The sequence below is a fragment of the Nonomuraea sp. NPDC049028 genome, assembly GCF_043197735.1.
Taxonomy (GTDB): domain Bacteria; phylum Actinomycetota; class Actinomycetes; order Streptosporangiales; family Streptosporangiaceae; genus Nonomuraea.
In genome coordinates, this window is sequence record NZ_JBICTR010000018.1 from 118,104 (window position 1) to 140,855 (window position 22,752).

At 69.2% G+C, this 22,752-nt stretch carries 23 protein-coding genes and 1 pseudogene; 14 read left to right on the forward strand and 10 right to left on the reverse strand.

What is annotated here, in order from left to right:
* Positions 1 to 43: 43 nt before the first annotated feature.
* The 4 genes from ACGFJ2_RS52515 to ACGFJ2_RS52530 are packed head-to-tail and all read right to left on the reverse strand — an operon-like array spanning position 44 to position 5,964.
* Complete coding sequence (locus ACGFJ2_RS52515; RefSeq protein WP_393481744.1) at positions 44 to 313, reverse strand: hypothetical protein; 270 nt, start codon at positions 311 to 313, stop codon at positions 44 to 46.
* Positions 274 to 1,404, reverse strand: a complete 1,131-nt coding sequence (locus tag ACGFJ2_RS52520) for an MFS transporter (protein WP_393481747.1) — start codon at positions 1,402 to 1,404, stop codon at positions 274 to 276. Before ACGFJ2_RS52520 ends, ACGFJ2_RS52515 begins: the two co-directional genes overlap by 40 nt.
* Complete coding sequence (locus ACGFJ2_RS52525) at positions 1,401 to 4,301, reverse strand: MMPL family transporter (protein ID WP_393481750.1); 2,901 nt, start codon at positions 4,299 to 4,301, stop codon at positions 1,401 to 1,403. The genes ACGFJ2_RS52520 and ACGFJ2_RS52525 overlap by 4 nt, the downstream gene beginning before the upstream one ends.
* Positions 4,294 to 5,964: a fatty acyl-AMP ligase gene (locus tag ACGFJ2_RS52530; protein ID WP_393481753.1), complete on the reverse strand. Its 1,671-nt coding sequence runs from the start codon at positions 5,962 to 5,964 to the stop codon at positions 4,294 to 4,296. The genes ACGFJ2_RS52525 and ACGFJ2_RS52530 overlap by 8 nt, the downstream gene beginning before the upstream one ends.
* A gap of 190 nt (positions 5,965 to 6,154) precedes the next feature.
* Here ACGFJ2_RS52530 and ACGFJ2_RS52535 point away from each other — a divergent pair, with 190 nt between their 5' ends.
* Positions 6,155 to 7,405 carry an MFS transporter gene (locus ACGFJ2_RS52535; RefSeq protein ID WP_357957872.1) on the forward strand — a complete coding sequence of 417 codons (1,251 nt, stop codon included), beginning with the start codon at positions 6,155 to 6,157 and terminating at the stop codon, positions 7,403 to 7,405.
* A gap of 6 nt (positions 7,406 to 7,411) precedes the next feature.
* On the opposite strand, the gene ACGFJ2_RS52540 is transcribed toward ACGFJ2_RS52535, so the two are convergent.
* Complete coding sequence (locus ACGFJ2_RS52540; protein ID WP_393481756.1) at positions 7,412 to 8,047, reverse strand: hypothetical protein; 636 nt, start codon at positions 8,045 to 8,047, stop codon at positions 7,412 to 7,414.
* A gap of 80 nt (positions 8,048 to 8,127) precedes the next feature.
* Between ACGFJ2_RS52540 and ACGFJ2_RS52545 the strand changes: the two genes are divergently transcribed.
* From ACGFJ2_RS52545 to ACGFJ2_RS52575, 7 genes are all read left to right on the forward strand, one after another.
* Positions 8,128 to 8,757, forward strand: a complete 630-nt coding sequence (locus tag ACGFJ2_RS52545; protein ID WP_357957876.1) for a helix-turn-helix domain-containing protein — start codon at positions 8,128 to 8,130, stop codon at positions 8,755 to 8,757.
* A 78-nt stretch (positions 8,758 to 8,835) separates the two neighbouring features.
* Positions 8,836 to 10,005: a homogentisate 1,2-dioxygenase domain-containing protein gene (locus ACGFJ2_RS52550; RefSeq protein ID WP_357957878.1), complete on the forward strand. Its 1,170-nt coding sequence runs from the start codon at positions 8,836 to 8,838 to the stop codon at positions 10,003 to 10,005.
* Positions 10,002 to 10,757 carry a hypothetical protein gene (locus ACGFJ2_RS52555; RefSeq protein WP_393481760.1) on the forward strand — a complete coding sequence of 252 codons (756 nt, stop codon included), beginning with the start codon at positions 10,002 to 10,004 and terminating at the stop codon, positions 10,755 to 10,757. The genes ACGFJ2_RS52550 and ACGFJ2_RS52555 overlap by 4 nt, the downstream gene beginning before the upstream one ends.
* On the forward strand, positions 10,754 to 11,857 hold the full coding sequence (gene fahA / locus ACGFJ2_RS52560) for a fumarylacetoacetase (RefSeq protein WP_393481763.1): 1,104 nt from the start codon (positions 10,754 to 10,756) through the stop codon (positions 11,855 to 11,857). The genes ACGFJ2_RS52555 and fahA overlap by 4 nt, the downstream gene beginning before the upstream one ends.
* 70 nt (positions 11,858 to 11,927) lie before the next feature.
* Entirely contained in the window at positions 11,928 to 13,085 is a 1,158-nt protein-coding gene (locus ACGFJ2_RS52565; RefSeq protein ID WP_393481766.1) for an Ig-like domain-containing protein, read from the forward strand.
* Positions 13,086 to 13,157: 72 nt separating this feature from the next.
* Positions 13,158 to 13,589 (forward strand): NfeD family protein, encoded by a 432-nt coding sequence (locus ACGFJ2_RS52570; protein ID WP_357957886.1) that lies wholly within the window; start codon positions 13,158 to 13,160, stop codon positions 13,587 to 13,589.
* A gap of 2 nt (positions 13,590 to 13,591) precedes the next feature.
* Entirely contained in the window at positions 13,592 to 14,665 is a 1,074-nt protein-coding gene (locus tag ACGFJ2_RS52575; protein WP_357957888.1) for an SPFH domain-containing protein, read from the forward strand.
* A 177-nt stretch (positions 14,666 to 14,842) separates the two neighbouring features.
* Here ACGFJ2_RS52575 and ACGFJ2_RS52580 read toward each other — a convergent pair whose 3' ends face one another.
* Together ACGFJ2_RS52580 and ACGFJ2_RS52585 are read right to left on the reverse strand one after the other, a co-directional pair.
* Positions 14,843 to 15,457, reverse strand: coding sequence for a hypothetical protein (locus ACGFJ2_RS52580; protein ID WP_393481769.1), 615 nt, complete (start codon positions 15,455 to 15,457; stop codon positions 14,843 to 14,845).
* Complete coding sequence (locus ACGFJ2_RS52585) at positions 15,454 to 15,708, reverse strand: hypothetical protein (protein WP_357957891.1); 255 nt, start codon at positions 15,706 to 15,708, stop codon at positions 15,454 to 15,456. Before ACGFJ2_RS52585 ends, ACGFJ2_RS52580 begins: the two co-directional genes overlap by 4 nt.
* A 200-nt stretch (positions 15,709 to 15,908) precedes the next feature.
* On the opposite strand from ACGFJ2_RS52585, the pseudogene ACGFJ2_RS52590 reads away from it, so the two are divergent.
* Together ACGFJ2_RS52590 and ACGFJ2_RS52595 are read left to right on the forward strand one after the other, a co-directional pair.
* Positions 15,909 to 15,971, forward strand: a pseudogene (locus ACGFJ2_RS52590) (hypothetical protein); the annotation flags it as partial.
* Between the two features lie 252 nt (positions 15,972 to 16,223).
* Positions 16,224 to 16,604 (forward strand): hypothetical protein, encoded by a 381-nt coding sequence (locus ACGFJ2_RS52595; RefSeq protein ID WP_393481863.1) that lies wholly within the window; start codon positions 16,224 to 16,226, stop codon positions 16,602 to 16,604.
* A gap of 327 nt (positions 16,605 to 16,931) precedes the next feature.
* Here ACGFJ2_RS52595 and ACGFJ2_RS52600 read toward each other — a convergent pair whose 3' ends face one another.
* On the reverse strand, positions 16,932 to 17,519 hold the full coding sequence (locus ACGFJ2_RS52600) for a TetR/AcrR family transcriptional regulator (RefSeq protein WP_393481772.1): 588 nt from the start codon (positions 17,517 to 17,519) through the stop codon (positions 16,932 to 16,934).
* Between the two features lie 178 nt (positions 17,520 to 17,697).
* Here ACGFJ2_RS52600 and ACGFJ2_RS52605 point away from each other — a divergent pair, with 178 nt between their 5' ends.
* The 4 genes from ACGFJ2_RS52605 (at position 17,698) to ACGFJ2_RS52620 (ending at position 20,805) form a co-directional block, all read left to right on the forward strand.
* Entirely contained in the window at positions 17,698 to 18,009 is a 312-nt protein-coding gene (locus ACGFJ2_RS52605) for a hypothetical protein (protein ID WP_393481775.1), read from the forward strand.
* A gap of 449 nt (positions 18,010 to 18,458) precedes the next feature.
* On the forward strand, positions 18,459 to 19,460 hold the full coding sequence (locus ACGFJ2_RS52610; protein WP_393481778.1) for an NADP-dependent oxidoreductase: 1,002 nt from the start codon (positions 18,459 to 18,461) through the stop codon (positions 19,458 to 19,460).
* A gap of 127 nt (positions 19,461 to 19,587) precedes the next feature.
* Entirely contained in the window at positions 19,588 to 19,866 is a 279-nt protein-coding gene (locus ACGFJ2_RS52615) for an alpha/beta hydrolase (protein ID WP_358182095.1), read from the forward strand.
* A 240-nt stretch (positions 19,867 to 20,106) separates the two neighbouring features.
* On the forward strand, positions 20,107 to 20,805 hold the full coding sequence (locus tag ACGFJ2_RS52620) for an SDR family oxidoreductase (protein ID WP_357957899.1): 699 nt from the start codon (positions 20,107 to 20,109) through the stop codon (positions 20,803 to 20,805).
* Between the two features lie 788 nt (positions 20,806 to 21,593).
* Here the strand turns inward: ACGFJ2_RS52620 and ACGFJ2_RS52625 are convergent.
* Entirely contained in the window at positions 21,594 to 22,157 is a 564-nt protein-coding gene (locus ACGFJ2_RS52625) for a hypothetical protein (RefSeq protein WP_358182098.1), read from the reverse strand.
* On the reverse strand, positions 22,154 to 22,741 hold the full coding sequence (locus ACGFJ2_RS52630; protein WP_357957905.1) for an RNA polymerase sigma factor: 588 nt from the start codon (positions 22,739 to 22,741) through the stop codon (positions 22,154 to 22,156). Before ACGFJ2_RS52630 ends, ACGFJ2_RS52625 begins: the two co-directional genes overlap by 4 nt.
* Between the last annotated feature and the right edge of the window lie 11 nt (positions 22,742 to 22,752).

Below are 22,752 nucleotides of genomic sequence, written 5' to 3' on the forward strand. Positions count from 1 at the left end.
GTGCGGGTCACCATCACGTCCAACCAGCTCACGGCCGATCTGCTCACGGCAGTGTCAGCAAGGCGATCAACGCGCCCAGTAGTACGAGGGCCGCCGCGACCAGCAGGCCGAGCGCGTACCCCTGGGAGAAGCTCCCGGCCTCGTGGACGATCACCCCGATGGCCGCGATCCCGAAGAGGCCGGAAATTTCACGACTCACGGAGAAGATGCCACCCGCCACCCCGGCCCGAGACTCCGGCACCGCCCCCAGCACGGCCGACCCCAGCGGCATGGTCAGCGCCGACCCCACCCCGATCGCGCAGACGGCGGGCACCAATCGCCCCCACCCGTCCCCCGCCTCCAGGAACGCCGCCCCCACCATCCCAGCCGCCACCAGCACCAATCCGCAGGCGACCGTCCTCCCACTCCCCAGCCGCCGCTCGACCACCGGCACCAGCGGCGTGACGACCACCACGAGCAACGCCAACGGCACGAACGCCATCCCGGAGGCGGTAGGCGTGAACCCGAGCACCCCTGCAGGAACAGCGCGGTATAGAAGAACACTCCGTTGACCCCGAGCCCCCACAGCACCTGAGCCAGCACCCCACCCGTGAAGCTCCGGCCCGCGAACAGCCCCAACTCCACCATCGGCGCCCGCGCCCCACGCTCCAGTACCAGGAACAGCACCCCGCCACCCACGCACCCGGCCACCGCGATCAGGATGGGCGGCGACCCCCAGCCGTACTCGCCCCCGTGGATCAGCGCGAACGTCCCAGAAGCCAGAAACACCACCGACGCCAGCAACCCAGGCACATCCACCTGACCCCGCCGCCCGACGCTGGGCTCAGCGCGCGTTTCCGATATTGCGACGGTGGCCAGCGCGATGACGGCCGCTCCCATGGGGACGTTGATCAGGAACACCCAGCTCCAATGGGCGTGCTGACTCAGGTACCCGCCCACCACCGGTCCCAATGCGAGAGCACCGGCGCCGGACGCCATCCAGATGGCCACCCCGAGCGACCGGTCGGGCCGCCCTGCCAAGACGGCCAGCGTCGCGGGCAGGATGAGCGCCGCCCCCACCCCCTGGGCCAGGCGCGCGACGACCAGGGGCTCGATCGAGGTGGCCAGACCGGCGCCGAGCGATGCCCCGGTGAAGACGGTGAGCCCGATGAGCAGCACTTTGCGCCGTCCGTACACGTCGGCCAGGCGGCCGCCGGCGATCATGAGGCCGGCGAACGTCAGGATGTATCCGGTAGCGACCCATTCGAGCGCGCTCAGGCGGGTGTGGAGATCGCGCTGGATGCTGGGCAGGGCGACGGTGACCACGGTGTTGTCCAGCGTCGTCACGAACCCGGCCAAGCCGACGACCGTCAGGAGCAGCCGGGATCGGGTGGCGGGCTGTGCAGGGGCGACGGTCAAGGTCACATGTCCACCTCCGCCCAGGTCCAGCCGGGTCCGTTGGGGTTCGCCCTGACGACCCTGGTACGACCGGTGGTGACCTTCTCCCAGGTCGGGCGCCGCGTACCCGCAGCACGCCCGGAACCAGAGGCTCCTGGGTCGTCGGGACCAGACGCGGTGTCGGCGGTATCGGCGCCGGCCGGGCTTTTGGGGGTCGGGCGGGCGGTGACCTGCGGTCGTTTGGAGACTGCGGGCTCGGCGGCGCTGTAGGGGCGCTTTCTGACGGGTGGTGCGGCGGGGCGCGGGACGGGGAGGGCGGCAGGGGGGTCGTGTTCGGCGGATACCGGTATGGGGTCGGTGTCCACACCGAAGATGGCCGGGCGGCCGTTGACGGTCACCGGCGACGCTGTCCCAGGGCCGTCCTCCGCCCAGCACCAGCCGGGGCCGTCCGGATTGGGCTTGATCGCCCTCCCGGGACGCGGGCTGCGCGCCGTATCGGGGCGCCGAGCTCCGCCGCCGTCCGTGCTCGCCGACGCGGCGCCCGGGGACGGCGCTGGCCGGGAAATAGCGTCCGGGGAAAGCGGCCGCCCAGCAGACAGCTGTCCGGTAGACAGCTGTCCGGCAAGCGGCCGTTCAGCGTGCCGCCGTTCAGCAAGCGGCCGTTCAGCAAGCGCGGCAAGCGGGCGTTCAGCGAGCGCCCGCCCAGCAGGCAGCTGAGCCGAACGAAGCCCTCCCGAGGGCGGAGGCCCCTCGCGGAACTCGATCCGTCGATGCACCCCCCGCAACACCCCCGGCAGCCACCAGTTGGCCCCGCCCAGCAACCGCATCGTCGCCGGCACCAGCAGCGCCCGCACCAGCGTCGCGTCCACCACGATCGCCACGAACATGCCCACCCCGAGCAGCTTCACGATCGTGATCCCGGCCGTCGAGAACGCCCCGATCACCACCAGCAGCAACAGTGCCGCACTCGTGATGACGCCGCCGGTCCGCTGCAACCCCGTCGCCACCGCGGCCGTGTTGTCGCCCGTTCGCAGCCACTCCGCCCGTACGCGCGACAGCAAGAAAAGCTCGTAATCCATCGACAGCCCGAAAACCACCGCCAGGATCAGTACCGTCACCGTGGCCTCGATGGTCCCCGTCGAGGTGAAGTGCAGCCAAGTCGCCAGGTGGCCGTCCTGGAAGGCCCAGACGATCACGCCGAACGAGGCGCCGATCGACAGGACGTTCATGAGCAGGGCCTTGAGCGGCAGCACGATGGAGCCGAAGGCGGCGAACAGGAGCAGGAACGTCACCCCGCCCACCACCAGCGCCATCCACGGCAACCTGGACAGGAGGCTCGACAGGAGGTCCATCTGGGCGGCCGTCGGGCCGCCTACGACGAGTCGCCGGATGTTCGGCTCCGGGGTCATGGATCTGATCAGTGTCACCAGGTTCTGGGCCTGGGCCGACATGGGGTCGTAGGAGTAGCGGACCGCCAGCCGTACCGCGCCGTTGGCCTGGGAGAGGCCGGCCAGGTCGACGCCTGTGACGCCGGGCAGCTTGCGCAGGCGGTCGGCGAGGGGCTTGGCGTCGGTGGGGTCGATCGTGGTGACGGCGCTGATCGGGGTGTAGCCCTGGCCGAGGGGGCCGACGGCGGCGGGGCGGGTGGTGAAGGAGCGTTCGATGAGGGCGTGGACGTCGATCGTGGCCATCGAGTTCTTGGCGAAGTCGCGGTCGACGGTCTCGGCGACGCGGCGGCTCTCGGCGGCGGCGGGCAGGACCCGGTGGTCGACGTTGCCGAACCGTACGTGGGCGAACGGCCCGGCCAGCGCGAGCAGTACGGAGGTGACCGCGACCAGGTAGAGCACGGGCCGTTTCATCACGCTTGAGGCGATCGCGTGCCACAGGCCGGCACCCACGCGGGCCGAGCCGAAGTCGGGGGTGATGCGGATGGCGTCCACGCGGGGACCGAGGATGGACAGCGCGGCGGGCAGGACGACCAGCGCCGCGACCATGGCCACCAGCACCACGGCCGCCGCGCCCAGCCCGATCGAGCGCAGGAACATCTGCGGGAACAGCAGCAGCCCCAGCAGCGAGGTCGCCACCGTCAAACCGGAGAAGGCGACGGTACGCCCGGCGGTCGCCATGGTGCGCACCACGGCTTCCTGGGTCGGGGCGCCGGACCTGATCTGCTCCCGGAAGGCGTTCAGCACGAAGAGCGAGTAGTCGACGGCCAGCCCGAGACCGAGCATGGTGACGACGTTCAGCGAGAAGACCGAGACCTCGGTCACCTCGGTCAGCAGCCTGAGCAGCACGAGCGCGCCGAGCACCGCGAAGAGGCCGACGAGCAGCGGGAGCCCGGCGGCCACCACGCTGCCGAACACCACCACGAGCAGCACCAGCAGCACCGGCATCGAGATCGCCTCGGCGCGCGCCAGGTCGGCGGCCGTCTGGTCGTTCAGCTCCTTCAGGAGCGGCACCGAGCCGCCCACCTGGACCTGGAGGTTCGCGACGGGCAGCCGGTCCTTGATCGCCGCGTACGCCGCCTGCTTGGCGCCTTTCAGGGTGATCAGGGCGTAGGTGGCGTGTTCGTCGGTGGACATCAGCTCCTTGGCGCCGGTGGTCCAGTAGGTGGCCAGCTTGCGTACGTACTGGGCGGGCAGGGCGCGCAGGGAGTCGTGTACGGCCTTCTTGAAGCGCGCGTCGCGCACCTTGACCTGCGGGTGCCGGTAGAGGACGACCACGTCGGGCGTGTTGCCGCTGTACCAGGCGTCGTTCCAGCGGGCGGCGGTGGTCGAGTCGGCGGCCGGGTCGGCGAAGCCGCCGTCGGCCATCCGGCCGAACAGCTGCAGCCCGAAGGGCGCGACCAGGACGGCCGCCACCAGGCTCAGGACCAGCAGCGTCCACCGGCCGCGGTGGATCAGGCGCCCCGCCGACTCAAACAAGGGCGCCCTCCAGGTACGCCCGCAGGCAGGCCCGCCGGGCGATCTTGCCGCTGGTCGTCCGGGGTACGGCTCCGGTGCCGGTCAGCACGAAGTCGTGCACGGATAAGTCGTGAAATTTCCGGACCGCTGCCCGTACCCGAGCCGCCACCTCCGCCGGATCGGCCGAAGCACCACCGCGCGACCGCTCGGCCACCACCACGAGCCGCTCGGTCTCCTCCCCCGGCAAGGAGAAGGCCGCCACATGGTCGCGGCGCACGGCCCGGTGCGCCTCCTGGACGGTGACCTCGATGTCCTGGGGATAGTGGTTGCGCCCGTCGACGATGATCAGGTCCTTGATCCGGCCGGTGACGTACAGCAGCCCGCCGTACACCACCCCAAGGTCGCCCGTCCGCAGCCAGGCGCCGTCCGCGCCGTCCAGCGTCGCGCCGAACACCTCGGCCGTACGGAGGGGATCGCGCCAGTAGGCGCGCGCCACGTTCGGGCCCTGGACCCAGATCTCCCCCACGCGCCCGTCCGGCAACTCCTGCCCGCCCGAGCCGACGACGCGCACCCGCTGACCACTGGGCCGTCCGCACGCCACCAGCGTGGTCAGCGCCCCCGACGACCCGCCGCCCGGCACCGCGCGGCCGTCGCGGAGGGCGTCGCGGTCGAAGTCCGTGGCCACCACGGCCTCGTCGGGCCCCATGGCGGAGACGAAGACCGTGGCCTCGGCCAGCCCGTACGCCGGGGTGTGCGCCTCCGGCCGCAGCCCGCACCCGCCGAACGCGGCGTTGAACGCCTCGACGGTGCCGGGCCGTACCGGCTCCGCGCCGTTCAGCATGACCCGCACCCCGGACAGGTCCAGCCCCTCTTTGTCGGCCGCGCCGACCCTGGCCGCCGTGTACTCGAAGGCGAAGTTGGGCCCGCCGGTATAGACGTCGTCGAACTCGCTGAGCAGCCGCAGCCACCGCACCGGATGCATGACGAACGCCACCGGATCCATGAACGCCACCTGGTTGCCCCCCACCATCGGCAGCGCGATCGTCGCGACCAGCCCCATGTCGTGGAAGAGCGGCAGCCACAGAGCCGCGACCGAGGTACGCGGCTTGGCCCGGAACAGCTTCCATAGCTGCGCGGCGTTGGCCTCCAGGTTGCCGTGCGTGATCTCCACACCGGCGGGCGCCCGGGTGGAGCCGGAGGTGTACTGCAGGTAGGCGAGCTCGCCGGGCTCGATCGCCACCGGCTCCCACTCGTCGGCGAGCAGGTCCGAGACCGTGTCGACGGCGATCACCGGAACCCCGGCGGCGAAGGCCCGCACGCCGGGCAGCGCGGCCGTGGTCGTGAGCACGGCGACCGGCTCGGCGTCGGAGTAGGCGCGGGTCAGCCGCTCGGCGTGCCCCGGCAGATCGGGCGCGAACAACGGCACTGCCACGATCCCGGCGTACAGGGCGCCGAGCATCGCCACCACGTACGGCAGCCCTTGGGGAGCGAGGATCGCCACCCGGTCGCCGGGACCCGCGACCTCGCGCAGCCGCACGGCCAGCGCCCGCGCTTTGAGGTCGGCCCGCGCCCAGGTCAAGGTCTCGCGGGAGCCGTCACCCAGGTAATCGACGAAGGTGTAGGCGGGCGCGTCCGGGATCTCCCGCGCCCATCGCGCCACGCGCTCGATCAGTGCCTCGGGCATGCCCGGGTCCCCTCGCCGACTACAGGGACCTAGAAAATTACGGCAGAAAGAGCTTCGATTCTTGCCAAACGCCTGCACATTCCGCTTCCGGTCTTGTCAGCGGCGTGACAAGCACGGAGATATTCAGACGACAGCAGATGCGAAGAACCATCACAATAGTGAGCATTTGGGGGATTAGGGGGCTTACCACGTGCACGGCTATCTTCGCGATCTCGGGCTGCTCCGGGATCGGCGGTTCACGCTGCTGCTGACCGCGCGCACCATCTCGGTACTGGGCACCTCCTTCGCCCCCGTGGCGCTCGCCTTCGGCATCCTCGCCCTGCCCGGCGCGGACGCCACCACGCTGTCCGTGGTGCTCACCGCCGAGGCGCTGCCGATGATCGTGTTCATGCTGTTCGCCGGGGTGATCGCGGACCGGTTCCCCAGGCAGCGGGTGATGATGGTCAGCGAGTTCATCAGCGCGCTGGCCTTCTTCGCCCTGGCCGCGATGATGCTGTCGGGCTGGACCCCGCTGCCCGCGATGGCGACCGCCGCGGCGGCCAGTGGCGTGGCGATAGCGATGCTGTTCCCCTCGCTGACCGGCATCATCCCCGAGGTCGTGCCCGCCGACCGGTTGCAGACCGGCAACGCGCTGCTCGGCCTGGGCGCCAACAGCTCGCGGGTGGCGGGCGCGGTGCTGGGCGGCGGCGCGGTCGTGCTGTTCGGCAGCGGGTGGGCGCTGGCCGTGAGCGGGCTGATGTTCACGGTGGCCGGGGTGCTGATCGCGGCACTGCGGCTCACGCCCGCCGAGCGCGACGCGGCGGCCGAGCATTCGATGCTGGCCGACCTGCGGGACGGGTGGCGCGAGTTCAGCACCCGGCAGTGGATCTGGGTGGTGGTCGCGCAGTTCTCCGTGCTCGTGATGGGGCTCCAGGCGGGTCACGGGGTGCTCGGGCCGCTGATCGCCAAGGAGAGCCTGGGCGGGCCCGCGGCCTGGTCGGCGTTCCTGGCCGGCGAGGCGGCCGGCACGATCGTGGGAGTGATCGTCTCGCTGCGCGTCCGGCCCAGGCGGCCGATCCTGGTCGGGACGCTGCTCTGCCTGCCGACCGCGCTGCCGTACGTGCTGCTGGGCACCGGCGCGCCGCTGTGGGCGATCGTGGCGGGCGCGTTCGTGCTGGGGGTCTGCTTCGACGTGTTCGGAGTGCTGTGGCAGACGACCATGCAGCGGGAGGTGCCGCCGGAGTCGCTGTCGCGGGTCAGCTCGTACGACGCGCTGGGCTCGCTGATGTTCGGCCCGATCGGGCTCATGCTGGCCGGGCCGGTGGCGAGCCTGGTCGGCACCCGGACGGCGCTGCTGGGCTGCGCGGCGCTCGTCGTGCTGTCCACACTCGCCGCGCTGCTGTCTCCCGGGGTGCGGCAACTACGCGCTCCCGCTCCGGTCGCCGAGAGTGTGCCCGGCTGAGCGCGTTCAGACGACGATCAGCGTCACCACGACGCCCGCGCAGTTGCCCGCCACGCAGATGCGGACGGGCACCTCGGACACCCCAGCGGCCTCCGGGATGCCGCCGATGTGCCCGTCGGGGCCGATCGTGACGCCCGCCGGCAGCTTGCCGTGGTCGGTCACGGAGAACGTGGGCGGCACGCCGGTGGGCCCGCCCGAGATCCCGATCTGGTCGTCGTAGCGGTTGCCCACCTTGCCGGGGAAGGCCAGCTCACTCGGCTGCCAGGGCACGTTCCGCAGCACGACGACCGTGACCTGCTGATCGACGCAGTCCTGGCCACGGCACAGGCGGACGGGCGTGGCGAAGGTGCCGGGACGCTGGGGAACTCCGTGCAGCCGGCCCGCGTCGTCCAAGGTCACGCCCGGTGCCAGGGCGGCGCCGCGGATGGTCAGGCCGTCCTGGAACGGCAGCAGGCGATTGGTCACCTCGATGCCCTGCGTGACGTAGAAGACGTCCTCGACGAGCCGCTTGGTCGGGGGGTCCACGTGCTGGGCGGGCAGGTCCCTCGATATGGCCACTGGGTGGAAGTCGGCCGAGGGCAGCGTGGGGAGCAACGCGTACAGACTCAGCCCGGCAACGACAAATGCCCATGTTTGCCGCATCCCACCCCCTGTTCGTCTCCTCGATACGTACCCCACCAGCGCGTAGCGTTACTCCTGGCTCACGCATAGATAATCGGTTCATGGCCGCTGAATCCGCCCAGACCCTGGAACGTGGGCTGCGCCTGCTCAGGCTGCTCGCCGACGGCAAGGGCGGGCGGACGCCCACCGAGCTGAGCACCGAGCTGTCGTTGTCCCGACCGGTGGTCTACCGGCTGGTGACCACGCTGCTGAGCGAGGGGTTCGTCCGCCGTGACGCCGAGGGGCGGGTGCACCTCGGGTTCGGCGTGCTCGTGCTGGCCCAGGCCGTACAACCGCTGCTGCGCGCGGCGGCGCTGCCCACGCTGCGGCGGCTGGCCGAGGACGTGGGCGCGACCGCGCACCTGACCGTGGCCGAGGGCGACGACGGCCTGGCCGTGGCGGTGGTGGAACCGTCGTGGACGGACATGCACGTGGCCTACCGGGAGGGGTCGCGTCACTCCCTGTCGCTGGGCGCCGCCGGGCGGGCGATCCTGGCACTGCGCGAGGGACGGGCCGACTATCTGGTGACGGAGGGGCAGTTGCAGGAGGGCGCGCGGGGGATCGCCGCTCCGGTGTCCGGGCTGCCGTGGCTGGAGGCGTCGGTCGGGGTGGTGACGTTCGGGCCGCTCAGCGAGTCGGCCGGGCCGCGCGTGGTCGAGGCGGCCGCCGAGCTGTCCGGCGCGCTGGGTTGACATCGCTTACCCGATGGCGGACGGTAGTTGCATATAGAGGACACACACGTCCGATAATCGGACGCCCTGGAGGCGAAGATGCCTTACTACCGCGTCGTTGGCGAGGTGCCCAGAAAGCGGCACACGCAGTTCAGGCGGCCCGACGGCGGCCTCTACGCCGAGGAGCTGATGGGCGAGGAAGGCTTCTCGTCGGACTCCTCGCTGCTCTACCACCGCTATCTGCCGACCGCGATCGTCAAGGCCGAGGCCGTCACGCCGCTGACCGACACGCGCCTGGAGCCGAACCTGCCGCTGTCGCCGCGCCACTTCCGCACCCAGGACCTGCGCGGCGCGGGCGACCTGGTGACCGGCCGGATGCAGCTGGCGGGCAACGCCGACGTCCGATTGTCGTACGCCACCAGCGACCAGCCCAGCGAGCTCTACCGCAACTCCATGGGCGACGAGTGCGTGTACGTCCAGGACGGCCGGGCCCGCTTCGAGTCGACGTACGGCGTCATCGAAGCCGGCGCGGGCGACTACATCGTCATCCCGACCGGCACGATCCACCGCTGGGTGCCCGACGGACCGGTCAACGTGCTGGCCATCGAGGCGTCCGGGCACATCAGGCCGCCCAAGCGCTACCTGTCGCAGTACGGGCAGTTCCTGGAGCACGCGCCCTACTGCGAGCGCGACCTGCGCAGCCCGGCGGAGCCGTTCGTCGTCGAGGGCGAGGAGGTCCCGGTGCTGGTCCGCACGCGGGGCGGGCTGACCCGGCTGGTCTACCGCAACCACCCGTTCGACGTGGTCGGCTGGGACGGCTATCTGTATCCGTTCGCGTTCAACATCAATGACTTCGAGCCGATCGTGAAGAAGACGCACGCGCCGCCGCCGGTCCACCAGACGTTCGAGGGACCGGGGTTCGTGATCTGCTCGTTCTGTCCTCGGCCGCTGGACTTCCACCCCGAGTCCGTACCGATCCCCTACAACCACCACAACGTCGACTCCGACGAGTTCATGTTCTACGTGGGCGGCGACTACTCGGCCCGCAAGGGCTCCGGCATCGACGTCGGCTCGATCTCGCTGCACCCGGCCGGCTTCACGCACGGCCCGCAGCCCGGGGCGGTGGAGGCGGTCATCGACGCGGTCAGCCGCGGCATCACGACCACCAGCGAGATGGCCGTGATGATCGACACCTTCCGCCCGCTCGACCTCGGCCAGGCCGCACTGACCTGCGAGGACCCCGGCTATGCCTGGACCTGGGCCCGATGAACCTCTACCTCGCGCTGGTCGACGACGCGGGCCTGTTCCCGCCGACGTCCCTGCACATGTCGGAGGCGCTGGCCCGCCACCAGCGTGACCTGGAGCGGGCCTCCCAGGTGCTCACCCACCGCTTCCTCTGCCCCGCCAGCCGCCTCGACGGGCTGCGCCGCGAGGAGGCCCCGCCGCGCCGGATCGGGCTGATCGTCGACACGCCGGACATCCCGCCGTTCGACGACCTGCCCGTGGACTCGGTCGAGCTGCGCGCGGACGCCCTCGACCAGCTGCCCGGCGACGGCCTGCCACCGGGCGTGCGGCTGTTCGTCGAGGTGCCCGCCGGGAAGTACGTCGCCGACGTGCCCGAGGGCGCCGCGCTCAAGGTGCGCTGCGGCGGCGCGACCGCCGACGCCTTCCCGTCGGTCGAGCATCTCGCGGCGTTCATCCGGTTCTGCGCGGGGCACGACCTCCAGTTCAAGGCCACCGCCGGGCTGCACCACGCCGTACGCCATTTCGACCCCACGCTCGGCGTCGACCGGCACGGCTTCCTCAACCTGCTGCTGGCCGTCTGCGAGGCGGTGGACCAGCGCGACCCCGCGCCCGTGCTGCGCACCACCGACGTGGGCCATCTCGTACGGCTGGCCCGAGCCGTGTCCGAGGAGACGGCCAAGCGGGCCAGGGCGCTGCTGGTGAGCTACGGCTCGTGCAGCACCGGCGCCCCGCTGGACGACCTGCGCGCACTGGGACTGATCGAGGAGAACGCGTGAGCTGGGGAGTGGACAACCTGCCCTATGGGGTGTTCTCCCGGCGCGGCGAGCGGCCACGCGTCGGCGTGCGCTACGGCGACCGGGTGCTCGACCTGGCCGCCGCGCTGCACGACGAGGTGTTCGCGGCGCCCAGCCTGAACCCCTTCATGGCCAGGGGCCGCACCGCCTGGCACGACACCAGGACACTGATCGCCAACAAACTCACCTCCGACCTCGCGATCACCGAGCCGCACCTGATCCCGCTCGACCAGGTGCGGCTGCACATGCCGTTCGAGGTGGCCGACTACGTCGACTTCTACTGCTCGCTGGAGCACGCCACCAACCTCGGCAAGATGTTCCGGCCCGGCACCGAAGGGCTGCTGCCCAACTGGCGGCACCTGCCGGTCGGCTACCACGGCAGGTCGGGCACGATCGTGGTCTCGGGCACCCCGATCGACCGGCCGCACGGCCAGCTCGGAGCCGGGCGGTTCGGGCCGTCCGCCAAGCTCGACCTCGAGGCCGAGCTGGGCTTCGTGGTCGGCGTACCGTCCGAGCTCGGCTCGCCCGCCGGGGCGTTCGAGGACCACGTGTTCGGGGTGACGCTGGTCAACGACTGGAGCGCGCGGGACATCCAGGCTTGGGAGTACGTGCCGCTCGGGCCGTTCCTGGGCAAGTCGTTCGCCACCTCGATCTCGCCGTGGATCACGCCGCTGGAGGCGCTGCCCCGGCTGGCCGGGCGCGTACAGGATCCCGAACCGCTCGACTACCTGCGCAGGACGGACGACTGGGGGCTGGACGTCTCGGTCGAGGTGTCGCTCAACGGCGAGGTCGTGTCCCGCCCGCCGTACTCGGGCATGTACTGGACGCCGGACCAGATGCTCGCCCACATGACGGCGAACGGCGCGTCCCTGCGGACCGGCGACCTGTTCGCGAGCGGCACGATCTCCGGCGAGCAGCGCGACGAACGCGGCTCGCTCATCGAGCTGACCTGGAACGGCAGCGATCCGATCAAGCTCGCCGGCGGCGAGACCAGGACATTCCTGGAGGACGGCGACACCGTGACGATCCGAGCCACGGCCGGCGGCCGGTCATTGGGGGAGGTTTCCGGAACAATCCGATAGGTGACTTGGCGTGCTCACTCGATGACCCTCCGCTAACCTGGATATCCCCTTCCCGGAAAGCAGGATCGAGATGCGGCGCGCCGCGGCCATCTTTCTCGTGGCCCTACTCCTGACCGCGGGCTGCTGCCCGGTGACCGCCGATCGCCCGGCGCCCAAGCCGCCCGTCGTCCAGGTCTCCCCCGCCTTCGACACGCGGCGCGCCCGGACGGACCACGGTCTGGTCGTGCAGGCGCAGGGCGGCAAGCTCAGCCAGGTGATCGCCTACGTGGCGGGTGCGCTGGTGCCGGGCAAGCTGGACGCGTCGCGTACGACCTGGCGCTCCTCCTGGACGCTGGCCCCCGGCGCCGAATACACGGTGACCGCCACCGCGGCGGGCTCGGCCGGCCCGTCGACGGTGGCCATGGGCCGCTTCCGCACCCGCGCCGCCGACCGGTCGTTCCAGATCGCCTCCATCGAGCCGCTGCCCGGCGAGACCGTCGGCGTCGGCATGCCGATCATCATGGACTTCGACACCCCGATCCAGGACAAGGCGGCCGTGGAGCGGGCGCTGGAGATCAAGCCGGCCGTCGAGGGCGCGTGGCGCTGGGTGAGCGACACCCGCGCGATCTACCGCACCCGCGCGTTCTGGGAGCCGGAGCAGCAGGTCACGGTCACGGCCCACCTGACCGGCGTACGCATGGCGCCGGGAGTCTACGGCCTGACCGACCGCACGTTCGCCTTCAAGGTGGGCCGCGAGCAGACGACCTCGATCGACACCCGGACCCACCAGATGGTCGTCAGGCGCGGCGGCCGGGTCGCGCAGCGCATGGCCATCAGCGCGGGCATGGCCACCACTCGCGAATACACCACGACCAGCGGCGTCCACCTGACCATGGACAAGGGCGACCCGGTCCGCATGATCTCCCCCGGCCGCAAGAAGGGCGAGCCCGGCTTCTACGACGTGATGATCGACCACGCCGTACGCATCTCCAACAGCGGCGAATACGTCCACGCCAAGAACAACCTCTGGGCCCAGGGCCACGCGAACGTCAGCCACGGCTGCGTCAATGCCCGCCCCGATCAGGCGGCCTGGTTCTTCGCCAACTCGCTGCGCGGCGACCCGGTGACGATCACCGGCACCTCCCGCGAGCTCGCGTGGGACAACGGCTGGGGATTCTGGCAACTCCCGTGGGACAAGTGGCGCCAGGGCAGTGCCTTGTACGACCCCGCGGCCCTGCCACAGCAATGATTCCAGCATTACGGTAGGAGGGGGGAACCAGGCGAGCACACAGGCCCGTTATTCCGTTAGGAGGGCCGGAGCATGGATGAATGGATCATCTGGATAATCCTGGCAGTCGTCCTCGGCGTGGCGGAGATCTTCACCGTCACCGCGGCGCTCGGACTGCTCGGCGCGGCCGCTCTCCTCACCGCGGCGACCGCCGCCATCGGGCTGCCCGTCCCCCTGCAACTGCTGGTCTTCGCCCTGTCTTCCACGGCCGGTCTGATGGTCGTCCGGCCGATCGCCATGCGCCACATCCGGCAGCCACAACTGCAACGCTTCGGCGTGGAAGCACTGGTCGGCAGGCAGGCGTACGTATTGTCGGAGGTCACCGGCAGGGACGGCAGAGTACGCATCGGCGGCGAGGAGTGGTCCGCGCGCGCCTATGACGAGACCCTGGTGATCCCCACGGGGGCGACCGTCGATGTCATCGAGATCGAGGGCGCCACAGCCCTCGTATATCCCCGGGAGTGACCATGGATCCGCTGTTGGTGGTCGGACTGCTCGTCATCCTCTTCGCGGTGTTCACGGTGCTCAAGGCCGTGCGGATCGTGCCCCAGGCACGCGCCCGCAACGTCGAGCGCCTGGGCCGCTACAACCGTACGCTCAAGCCCGGACTCAACTTCGTCATCCCGTACATCGACCGCGTCTACCCGATGATCGACCTGCGCGAGCAGGTCGTGACCTTCCGCCCGCAGCCGGTCATCACCGAGGACAACCTGGTCGTCGAGATCGACAACGTCATCTACTTCCAGGTCACCGACCCCCGGGCGGCGGCCTACGAGATCGCCAACTACCTCCAGGCCATAGAGCAGCTCACCGTCACCACCATGCGTAACGTCATCGGCGCCATGGACCTGGAGAAGACGCTCACCTCCCGCGACCACATCAACAGCCAGCTGCGCGGCGTGCTCGACGAGGCCACCGGCAAGTGGGGCATCCGCGTCAACCGCGTGGAGGTCAAGGCGATCGACCCGCCGAAGACCATCAAGGACGCGATGGAGAAGCAGATGCGGGCCGAGCGGGACAAGCGAGCGGCCGTCCTCAACGCCGAGGGCCAGCGCCAGTCGCAGATCCTCACCGCCGAGGGCGACAAGCAGAGCGCCATCCTGCGCGCCGAAGGCCAGCGCACCGCCGCCATCCTGCAGGCCGAAGGCCAATCACGGGCTATCGACCAGGTCTTCCAGGCGGTCCACCGCAACGACCCCGACCCCCAGCTGCTCGCCTACCAATATCTGCAGATGCTGCCGCAGCTCGCGCAGAGCCCCGGCAACACCTTCTGGGTGATCCCCAGCGAGGTCACCTCGGCGCTGCAGGGCGTGTCGAAGGCGTTCACCGAAGCGCTGCCCCGGTCGGCGGCGACGCGCGAGGAGGCGCCGGGCAACTCGGCGGCGGACGAGGAAGTCGCCAGGGCGGCGGAGGCGGCTGCGGAGGCCGTGGCCAACGCTCAGGAGGCCGAGAGCCCCACCGGGCCGCGCCAGCTCACGCAGGCGGTCGAGGACCCGTCGGTCGCGTTCGCGGACCTGGAGAAGGAGCACCAGGAACGCTGATCGGCCAAGACGTCCGCCCGCTGGCGGGGGCGTGGCGGCCAGGACGCCTGCTCGACTAACCTGCCCGCCCGGCCAGAGGTGCCAGCGTGGCCCGAGAGGTGCCCGCCACGCTCAGCCCGGCGGGCACCGGTCGGGCGACTCTGGCCTCAGACTCGCCGCCCACCCCAACGGCGCCGGTCAGGCGACCCTGGCCTTGGACTTGGCGCCGGGCTTGGCCTCAGGCTTGGGTTCAGGCTTGGCCTCGGATTTTGGTTCGTTCGGGAGGGGGCGGCAGGCCATTTCCAGCAGGTCCCGCACCTGGGACGTCCGGTGCAGGGAACCTGCTCGGCAGGCCAGCTTGACCGTGGCGTCAGCCAGGATGACGTCCCCGTTCGCCTGCGGAACATCATCGCCCATCTCGGTGCGTAGCCACTCGGAGATCTCCGCCCAGGAGTAGATGCTGACGTTGTCGGCCTCAATGAGCGGAGCCGGGAAGCCACCGGGCCCGCGCTGCCCGCTCGCCAGTTGGCGAAAGCTGGCCTGCGTGCGGCCACCGTGACGCCTGGCCGCGTCGCCGAGCGTCACCGCGTCGTCGTGCCCCACGCCAACGGCCCACAGCTGGTCGACCGTGCTCATCTGGATGAGCACGGACATGATGGCCTCCAGCAGGCTGTCCGCCTCACGATCACACATGAAGTACGGCTGTGCGCCCCCGACCAGCGCACAGTCATCCATGCCCGCCTCGTGGAGCCGGTCGAACTCGGCAGCGTCCGGCTCGCGATTGAGCATGACCTGGAAATCCCAGCTAGTCATGACGTCCCCTCTTGATCGTCGCTTTTGCACTCGAGGTGCCGAGTGAGCCATTGGCGGATCTGCTTGGCATGGACACCTGGATTTCGGGGCGTGCAGTTGATCGTGAACGGCTTTTCTCCGCATTGGCAGGTGATCCAGCCCCAGCGATGCCCGTTGTGGTCCTCCTCGACGGTGAGAGCGCTATTAATCTTGCGGATTGCCTTGAGCACCGCGTTGATCTCGTTGTGTTGATGTCTTCCTCGCCCGACCATGTTCTAACTGTGCAACAGTGTTGCACAGTTAGAACGGCTTTTCCAAGCCAGGGGCACCAACCTGGGGCTCGCAGCCTGGGAGTGGCAGGTCCACCCTGCTGCGCAGGGTCGTGCATAATCTCGAAGACATGGACAGTGCCAGCCGTCTGGGTGAGTTTCTGCGAGCGCGGCGGGAACTGGCCCGGCCCGAATCGCACGGGATGCCCGCGGCCGGGCTCCGCCGAACACCCGGAATGCGCCGGGAAGAGGTCGCGATGCTCGCCGGCGTCAGCACCGACTACTACATCCGCCTGGAGCAGGGCCGGGACAAGCATCCGTCGGCCGCAGGTGCTCGAGGCGCCGGCGGCCGCGTTGACGCTGGAGGAGGACGCCGTCGCGCACCTGCACGAGCTGGCCGCCCTCGGCTGGGTGTCCGGGTCGTGGCGGCGATGGGAGCGTTGATGTCGGGGATGACGGGGCAGACAGCAAAGATCGAATCGCGTTGTGGCAGATGCGAGGGAATCCTTGTCCGTCAGGTGAACCAGTTCATCGACCGCGGGCAGTTGTGTTGGGATGCCGAGGTCGCCTGCGAGTCCTGCTGTACTGGCTGGTGCGAGCAATTCGGTTCAGGCGAGACGCCGGAGGATATCCGCAGTGCCCTGCTGGCGGAGCATGGCCCTAGCCGGCTGCGTTTGGTCGGTCCGGCACCGAGCCCGGTCTCGGTTCTGAAGGTTCTGCGGGAGGTCTGGGAGGTGTCGCTTCCCCGGGCTCGTGAACTCGCCGACGAGCTCACTCACTCCGGCTTGGTCGGGACGCTGGCGGAGATGGAGTTCCTGAACATCCGACTGCGAAGCCGTGGCGTCGCAGCCGAGGTGAGGTCCGATGGCAGCCCGGAGAGTGAGCCGATTCCCTCGTAGCGAGCCTTTGATCAATTCGCCAACAGTGTCTCGGCTTGGCGAGCGGGGCCGAGCGTGCAAGGGCGGGTGCCGCCAGGGTGCCTGTTGCGGGTGAGTGAGTTGTGCTTCAAGATCGGCGACGCGGCGACCTTGGAAGCGTAGGTTGGAGCGCGCGGCCTGGAGACGTTCGTCGAGGTTGTCCCTGGTGAGCCGGCGGACGATGTCCTGCCCATCGCTGCAGGTCAGCGGCGTGCCCGTGGAAATTTCTGCAGTCCGGGACCGGGAGCGACCCGATGGGGCGGGCTCCAGCGGTTCCGCAAGGGTGTCACAGTCTGGTGATGCGGGACGTCAGCTCTGTTGTGTGGCGTCCAGCAGCGTGAGGGCGTTGTGGATGCCTTGCTCGAGGACGGCGTCGGCGAGTTGCCGGTCGGCCAGGGCGCGGGAGAGTTGCAGTGTGCCGATCATTCCGGCGTAGACGGTGAGCACCTTGACGCGTGCCGACTGCGGATCGTGCGGCGCCAGACGCGCGGTTAAGTCGTCGATGATGGCCAGCACGCCGTCGGTGTAGGCCTGCCTGGTCGCGTCCGTGCAGCGGCCGATCTCGTCGAGCAGGGCGGCCGATGGGCAGCCTTCGCCGGGGTTGTCGCGGTGCTCGGGCGACAGGTACGCACACACGATTTGCTCGACTCCGGCGCGTCCGGGCGTCACCGCGCCGAGGTTTTCGCGCTGTTCGCGGAGCTGGTCGGCGACGGTGGTGGCGACCAGGTCTTCCTTGGAGGCGAAGTGGGCGTAGAAGGCGCCGTTGGTCAGTCCCGCGTCCGCCATGAGCGTGGCGACTCCGGAGCCGTCGATGCCGTCTTTTTTGAGCCGGCGGCCGGCCGTCTCGATGATCCGCTGCCTCGTCGCCCGCTTGTGCTCCTGGCTGTACCGAACCATGCGCTCCTCCTCCTGCGGGGAGGGCCCACCTGCCCTCGCCACACGCCATCATCGTACGATCATAATCTAAATCCGGCGAGACCCTTGCGCCTGGACGACGTCTCATCTTATGGTCGTATGGTCATAATCTAAAGATGGCGCACGAGCAGCGTGCGCAGCACTGAGCAGGAGCGTCACCATGGGAGCAAGCCCCCAGGCACAGCAGTTCGCGCAGCTCCTTGAGAGCGTGAGCGCGAAGTCCTCGACGCCGGGCCTCGACGCCGGGCCTCGACGCCGGGCGTCAACCGAGCCGGAAGGCGTCACCTACGACGAAGTGGACGCGAACGGCGTCCCCGCCCTGTGGTGCATCCCCGAGGGCGCCCACCCCGGCCGAGCGCTGCTGCACTTCCACTTCGGCGGGTCGGCCACGCCTCGACGCACTCCGACCGCGAGGCCGCCGGCCACATCGCGAAGGTGGCCGGCGCCCGCTCCCTTGTCAGGATTTCGCTAACGGCTTTCCGTGCTCAGCTCAAGGCCATCCACGCCTGAGGGTTGCAAGCCCCCTTTTACTTGTCGGACATTCAGCAGTCTGTCCTGGCGGTCAACGGCGAAGACAACAGGATGGTGCCCAGCCAGCAATTCTGTCGACCTGGCTCGACGGCTGCCGGACGCCCAACTCGGACTGTACCGTGACGCCGGACACGGCGGCATATTCCAGTATCACCAAGAGTGCGTCAAAGAGGTTCCGGAATTCCTCGCGCCATAATTTCTTGTCGGATCGGATCGGCCGATCAGGTGAGCGCCGCGTACGCCAGACCGCCCAGCCCGCCGTAGACCCCTGGGCGAGTGTGCCCGGCTTGGGCGGTGGCACAGGAACACCATGCCGACCCGGTTGTGCGACATCGAGTCGGCCGCCTCCTTTCATTCTCACTTGGCAAGAAATCAAGGAGAGAAAGCATCATGAAAGCATTCATCCTCGAACGTTACGGAAACAACGAAAAGTTGCGGGCAGGCGTAATGCCGGACCCGGAGGTGCGGGAGAACGATGTACTGGTCCAGATCCACGCCGCGGGCGTGAACCTTCTCGATGCCAAAATCAGGGACGGAGAGTTCAAGCTCATTCTGCCCTATCATCTGCCGGTCGTTCTGGGCAATGATGTGGCCGGTGTCGTTGTCCGGGCCGGGTCTCGCGTGCGGCGATTCAAGCCCGGCGACGAAGTATACGCGCGGCCAGGTCAAGATCGAATCGGTGCTTTCGCTGAACTCATCTCGATAAAAGAAGACGATCTGGCGCTGAAGCCAACACGCCTCACCATGGAAGAAGCAGCCTCCATCCCGCTGGTCGGCTTGACCGCCTGGCAGGCATTGGTTGAAACAGCGAAGCTGAGGAAAGGACAGAAAGTTTTCATCCAAGCGGGTTCCGGCGGTGTAGGAACGTTTGCCATCCAGCTGGCCAAGCATGTCGGCGCAACCGTGGCTACAACGACCAGCACGGCGAACATCGATCTGGTGAAGCGCCTCGGCGCAGATGTCGTGATCGATTACAGGAAAGACGACTTCGAAAAAATCCTGCATGGCTATGATGTGGTTTTGCATAGCCTGGACAACGAGACTCTCAAGAAATCTCTACGAGTGCTGAAGCCCGGCGGCAAGCTCATCTCGATCTCAGGCCCACCTGATCCTGATTTCGCGAAAGAGGTCGGATCGCCGTGGATCTTGCGGCCGGTGATGCGCGCCTTGAGCTACCAAGCCAGGAGAGCGGCAAAACGTCATCACGTCAGCTATTCGTTTCTCTTCATGAAAGCAAGCGGCGATCAGCTGCGCGAGATCAGTTCTCTCATCGAATCGGGGAGTATACGCCCAGTCGTGGATCAAGTCTTTCCGTTCGAATCAACCAAAGAGGCCATGGCTTACCTCGAAACGGGGCGCGCAAAAGGCAAGGTCGTCGTCAAGGTGAGATGAACCCCCGGTCGCGGGCTCTGGAGGTTTGCGTCAGTTTCACGGCGGCCGGCAAAGTGGCGCTCGGGCAGCGTGGTCGTCGACGTACCGGGCGACGGTCTTGAGCGCCGCCCGGAGCTTGGGGTGGCGATTGAGGTCGGTCCGCGGCGACAAGGGCCTGCTCACCGCGGTGGCCAAGCTCCTGGAGCGCCCCTTCGACCAGGCGCGAGCAGAACTGGAAGCCATCAAGCACCCCGTCCGCTACGCCAACGGCGTGCACGACGTGATGCTCCCCGCACATGCTTCCTACGTCGCGGTCCAGCACCTCGACTCGGCCACCCTCATTCTCTACAGCGACGCCGGTCACGCCTTTCTGTTCCAGCACGCCAGAAAGTTCGCCACTGAGGTGACCCACTTCCTCGCCACCTGACCTCGCCTACGCCACCGCCACCCTCACCGGCCTTCGCCGGCCTGGCACTCCGGGCCGAACGCCGACACCAATCGATGGGGATCTTGCCCTTCGATGACCAACAGCCCCCTACGTACTGATCACCACCCTGCCGCCCACGGAATCGGCCCGGGCCACCTGACCCCGCGGCCTGACACGGAACCCCGGCCGGCCCACCAGATGCGATGCAACGCGCCTTTCTCATTTCACCAGGAGCTTTCCATGGACTTGTCCACCAGCACCGTTCTTGTCACCGGAGCCAACCGGGGGTTTGGCCGTGCGCTCGCTGCCGAGTTGCTCAGCCGCGGCGCCTCCGTCTACGCCGGTGCCCGCAACCCCGGGCAGGTCGACCTGCCGGGCGCCACGCCGATCGCGCTCGACATCACCGACCCCGCCTCCGTGGCGGCCGCTGCCCAGGCCACAGGCGATGTGACGGTCCTGATCAACAACGCTGGCTCAGCCACCGGCAGCGACCTGCTCACCGGCGATCCGGACGACATCCGCCTGGAGATGGACACCCACTATTTCGGCACTCTCTCGGTGGTACGCGGCTTCGTACCCCAGATCGCGGCCAACGGCGGCGGCGCGATCCTGAACATCCTGTCCGGCCTGTCCTGGGTGAGTTTCCCGGAGATCGGCGCCTACTGCGCCGCCAAGTCCGCGCAGTGGTCGCTCACCAACGCCCTGCGCGTGCAGCTCGCCGACCAGGGCATCCGTGTGGCCGGCCTGCACGTCGGCTACATGGACACCGACATGGCACGGACGGTCACCGGGGACAAGTCCGACCCCGCCGACATCGCCCGGATCGCCGTCGACGGCATCGCCGCCGGCGCCTACGAAATCCTCGCGGACGACGCCAGCCGCCAGGCGCAGGCCGCGCTGGCCGCAGGCGTCACAGCGCTCTACCCGCAGTTGGCCTGAGGATCAGTCCACGTCGAGCACCTGCGTCCACGAACTCCTCGCCACCAGGACAGTGGCCGACCACGCTGGGCCCTCAACCGGATCAGCACCGACATCGCGCCCGCGCCAAGGACATCGAAGAAACTCGACCCGACCTCATCACGTCGGCGCGATGGCGTCGGCGCGATGGCGTCGGCCAACCCTTGGCCTGGTCGAGCGCGTACGCTCCGGCGCGCCTCTGAACACCCCGCCCCGCCACCTTCTGCGGCGTCGGTGAAGCCGGCTACACCGGCTACCCCCCCACGCCGGCGAGAAGCCGTTGCGTTGGTCCACGTCATGACCATTGCTCATCGAAGGGACTTGATCGTCATGTCCGAGCAGAACCTGCCCACCACCGGGCGCGGATGGCACCTGGAGGCCCGCCCGGAGGGCCCCGTACGAACTGGTCAGGGCCCTCGATGCGGCAGTCGGGGACCCGCATCGAAGACTACTCCGAGACCGCCGGCAAGCGCCGGGAGAACACCCTGGGCACGTACGGGAGCCAGCCCGGCGACCCCAAGCGGGCCGCCGAGGCCATCCTCACCGTGGTGCGGTCGGAGAACCCGCCCCTGCGGCTGCTTCTGGGAGCGGATACCCTGAACGTCGCGAAAGCCAAACTCGACAGACTCCGCACCGACTTCGACGGGTGGAGGGAGCTGATCCTCAGCACCGCCTACCCCGAATGGCTCGCTGGCCGCGAACGGCCGCCTATCCCCCATGACGGTGTACGGCAGGCGCCCCCGTCCAGGCGGCCTGCCGTCCTCGTGGACTCAGTGCGACAGCGGCGCGTCCGTGGTGTCGACCAGCGTGCAGTCGGCGACCGGGCCCTCGGCGACTCGCGCCCAGATGCCCGCCACGACTTTGCCGTTGCCCTCACTGACGCTGAACTCCAGCACTCCGGTCTGTCCCGCCTTGATGACGCTCGGGTCGATGGTGTAACCCTCCTCCTGCGGCGGCCAGACCACGAGTCCCGTCTCCTTCGGCAGGAAATGCGCGGCACGGGGCTGCGGGCTGCACTTCTTGCCCCGGGGGATGTAGTTCACCACCACGTTGATCCCCTTGTCCCGCAGGTCAGCCTGGAGCTTGTCGGCGTCCTTCACCTCGTTGATCTGGATGTTGACGGTGCCGTCGGGGTTGTCAGCGATGGCGTACGCGGGGGTGCCGCCGAACAGCAGCGGGATCGCCACGGCCGCCGCCGCGGCCAGGCCCAGCGCGGGCGCTAGGACGATGGGTCGCAGCAGGCGCCGCTTCGGCTTGTCGATCTCGGTCATCACGAACTCCTTGAGCAGTCGGTGACGGCCCTCGGGAAGATCGCGGTCGTATGGCCAGCTCATCGGATCTCCTCCTTTGTGGGGCCTTGGTCACCTACTACCTGTCGGGGCGCGGGTGGCGGTTCCGCGAGTTGGCCGAGTTTCTGGCGCGCTCGCGACAGCCGGGATCGTACGGTGCCCACGGGGACGCCGAGCGCCTCGGCCGCCTCCGCGTAGCCGAGCCCGGACCAGACGCAGAGCGCGAAGACGTCCTGCTCCTGGCGGCGCAGCGAGTCGTAGGCCGCGCGGACGGCGGCCAGCCGCCCGGCGTCGTCGATCCGGCCCACGATCTCGTCGGCGAAGTCCGGCACGCTCTCGCCTCTGGGCATCCTGGCCAGCGCGTCGTCGTGCCTGCGGGCGGCCCGGCGGGCGTTGCGGGCCACGTTGGTGGCGATGCCGAGCAGCCACGGCCGCAGCGAGCCGCCCTCGGGGTCGATCCGGCCGCGTAACCTCCAGGCTTCGAGAAAGGTCAGCGCCATCACGTCCTCGGCCGCGGACCAGTTCGCGGTCAGGCGGAAGGCATGGTTGTACACGGCCTTCGCGTAGTCGTCGAAGAGCTGCGCGAAGGCCGCCTTATCCCCGGCGCGTATCAGGGCACGTGTCGACATATCCACATAGA

Bases quoted from the DNA above. Each gene is read 5' to 3' on its own strand.
- ACGFJ2_RS52530 (WP_393481753.1), bottom strand. From the start codon at position 5,964: ATGCCCGAGGCACTGATCGAGCGCGTGGCGCGATGGGCGCGGGAGATC.
- ACGFJ2_RS52540 (WP_393481756.1), bottom strand. From the start codon at position 8,047: ATGCGGCAAACATGGGCATTTGTCGTTGCCGGGCTGAGTCTGTACGCG.
- ACGFJ2_RS52545 (WP_357957876.1), top strand. From the start codon at position 8,128: ATGGCCGCTGAATCCGCCCAGACCCTGGAACGTGGGCTGCGCCTGCTC.
- ACGFJ2_RS52550 (WP_357957878.1), top strand. From the start codon at position 8,836: ATGCCTTACTACCGCGTCGTTGGCGAGGTGCCCAGAAAGCGGCACACG.
- ACGFJ2_RS52555 (WP_393481760.1), top strand. From the start codon at position 10,002: ATGAACCTCTACCTCGCGCTGGTCGACGACGCGGGCCTGTTCCCGCCG.
- ACGFJ2_RS52565 (WP_393481766.1), top strand. From the start codon at position 11,928: ATGCGGCGCGCCGCGGCCATCTTTCTCGTGGCCCTACTCCTGACCGCG.
- ACGFJ2_RS52570 (WP_357957886.1), top strand. From the start codon at position 13,158: ATGGATGAATGGATCATCTGGATAATCCTGGCAGTCGTCCTCGGCGTG.
- ACGFJ2_RS52575 (WP_357957888.1), top strand. From the start codon at position 13,592: ATGGATCCGCTGTTGGTGGTCGGACTGCTCGTCATCCTCTTCGCGGTG.
- ACGFJ2_RS52580 (WP_393481769.1), bottom strand. From the start codon at position 15,457: ATGACTAGCTGGGATTTCCAGGTCATGCTCAATCGCGAGCCGGACGCT.
- ACGFJ2_RS52585 (WP_357957891.1), bottom strand. From the start codon at position 15,708: ATGGTCGGGCGAGGAAGACATCAACACAACGAGATCAACGCGGTGCTC.
- ACGFJ2_RS52600 (WP_393481772.1), bottom strand. From the start codon at position 17,519: ATGGTTCGGTACAGCCAGGAGCACAAGCGGGCGACGAGGCAGCGGATC.
- ACGFJ2_RS52605 (WP_393481775.1), top strand. From the start codon at position 17,698: ATGGGAGCAAGCCCCCAGGCACAGCAGTTCGCGCAGCTCCTTGAGAGC.
- ACGFJ2_RS52610 (WP_393481778.1), top strand. From the start codon at position 18,459: ATGAAAGCATTCATCCTCGAACGTTACGGAAACAACGAAAAGTTGCGG.
- ACGFJ2_RS52620 (WP_357957899.1), top strand. From the start codon at position 20,107: ATGGACTTGTCCACCAGCACCGTTCTTGTCACCGGAGCCAACCGGGGG.
- ACGFJ2_RS52625 (WP_358182098.1), bottom strand. From the start codon at position 22,157: ATGAGCTGGCCATACGACCGCGATCTTCCCGAGGGCCGTCACCGACTG.
- ACGFJ2_RS52630 (WP_357957905.1), bottom strand. From the start codon at position 22,741: ATGTCGACACGTGCCCTGATACGCGCCGGGGATAAGGCGGCCTTCGCG.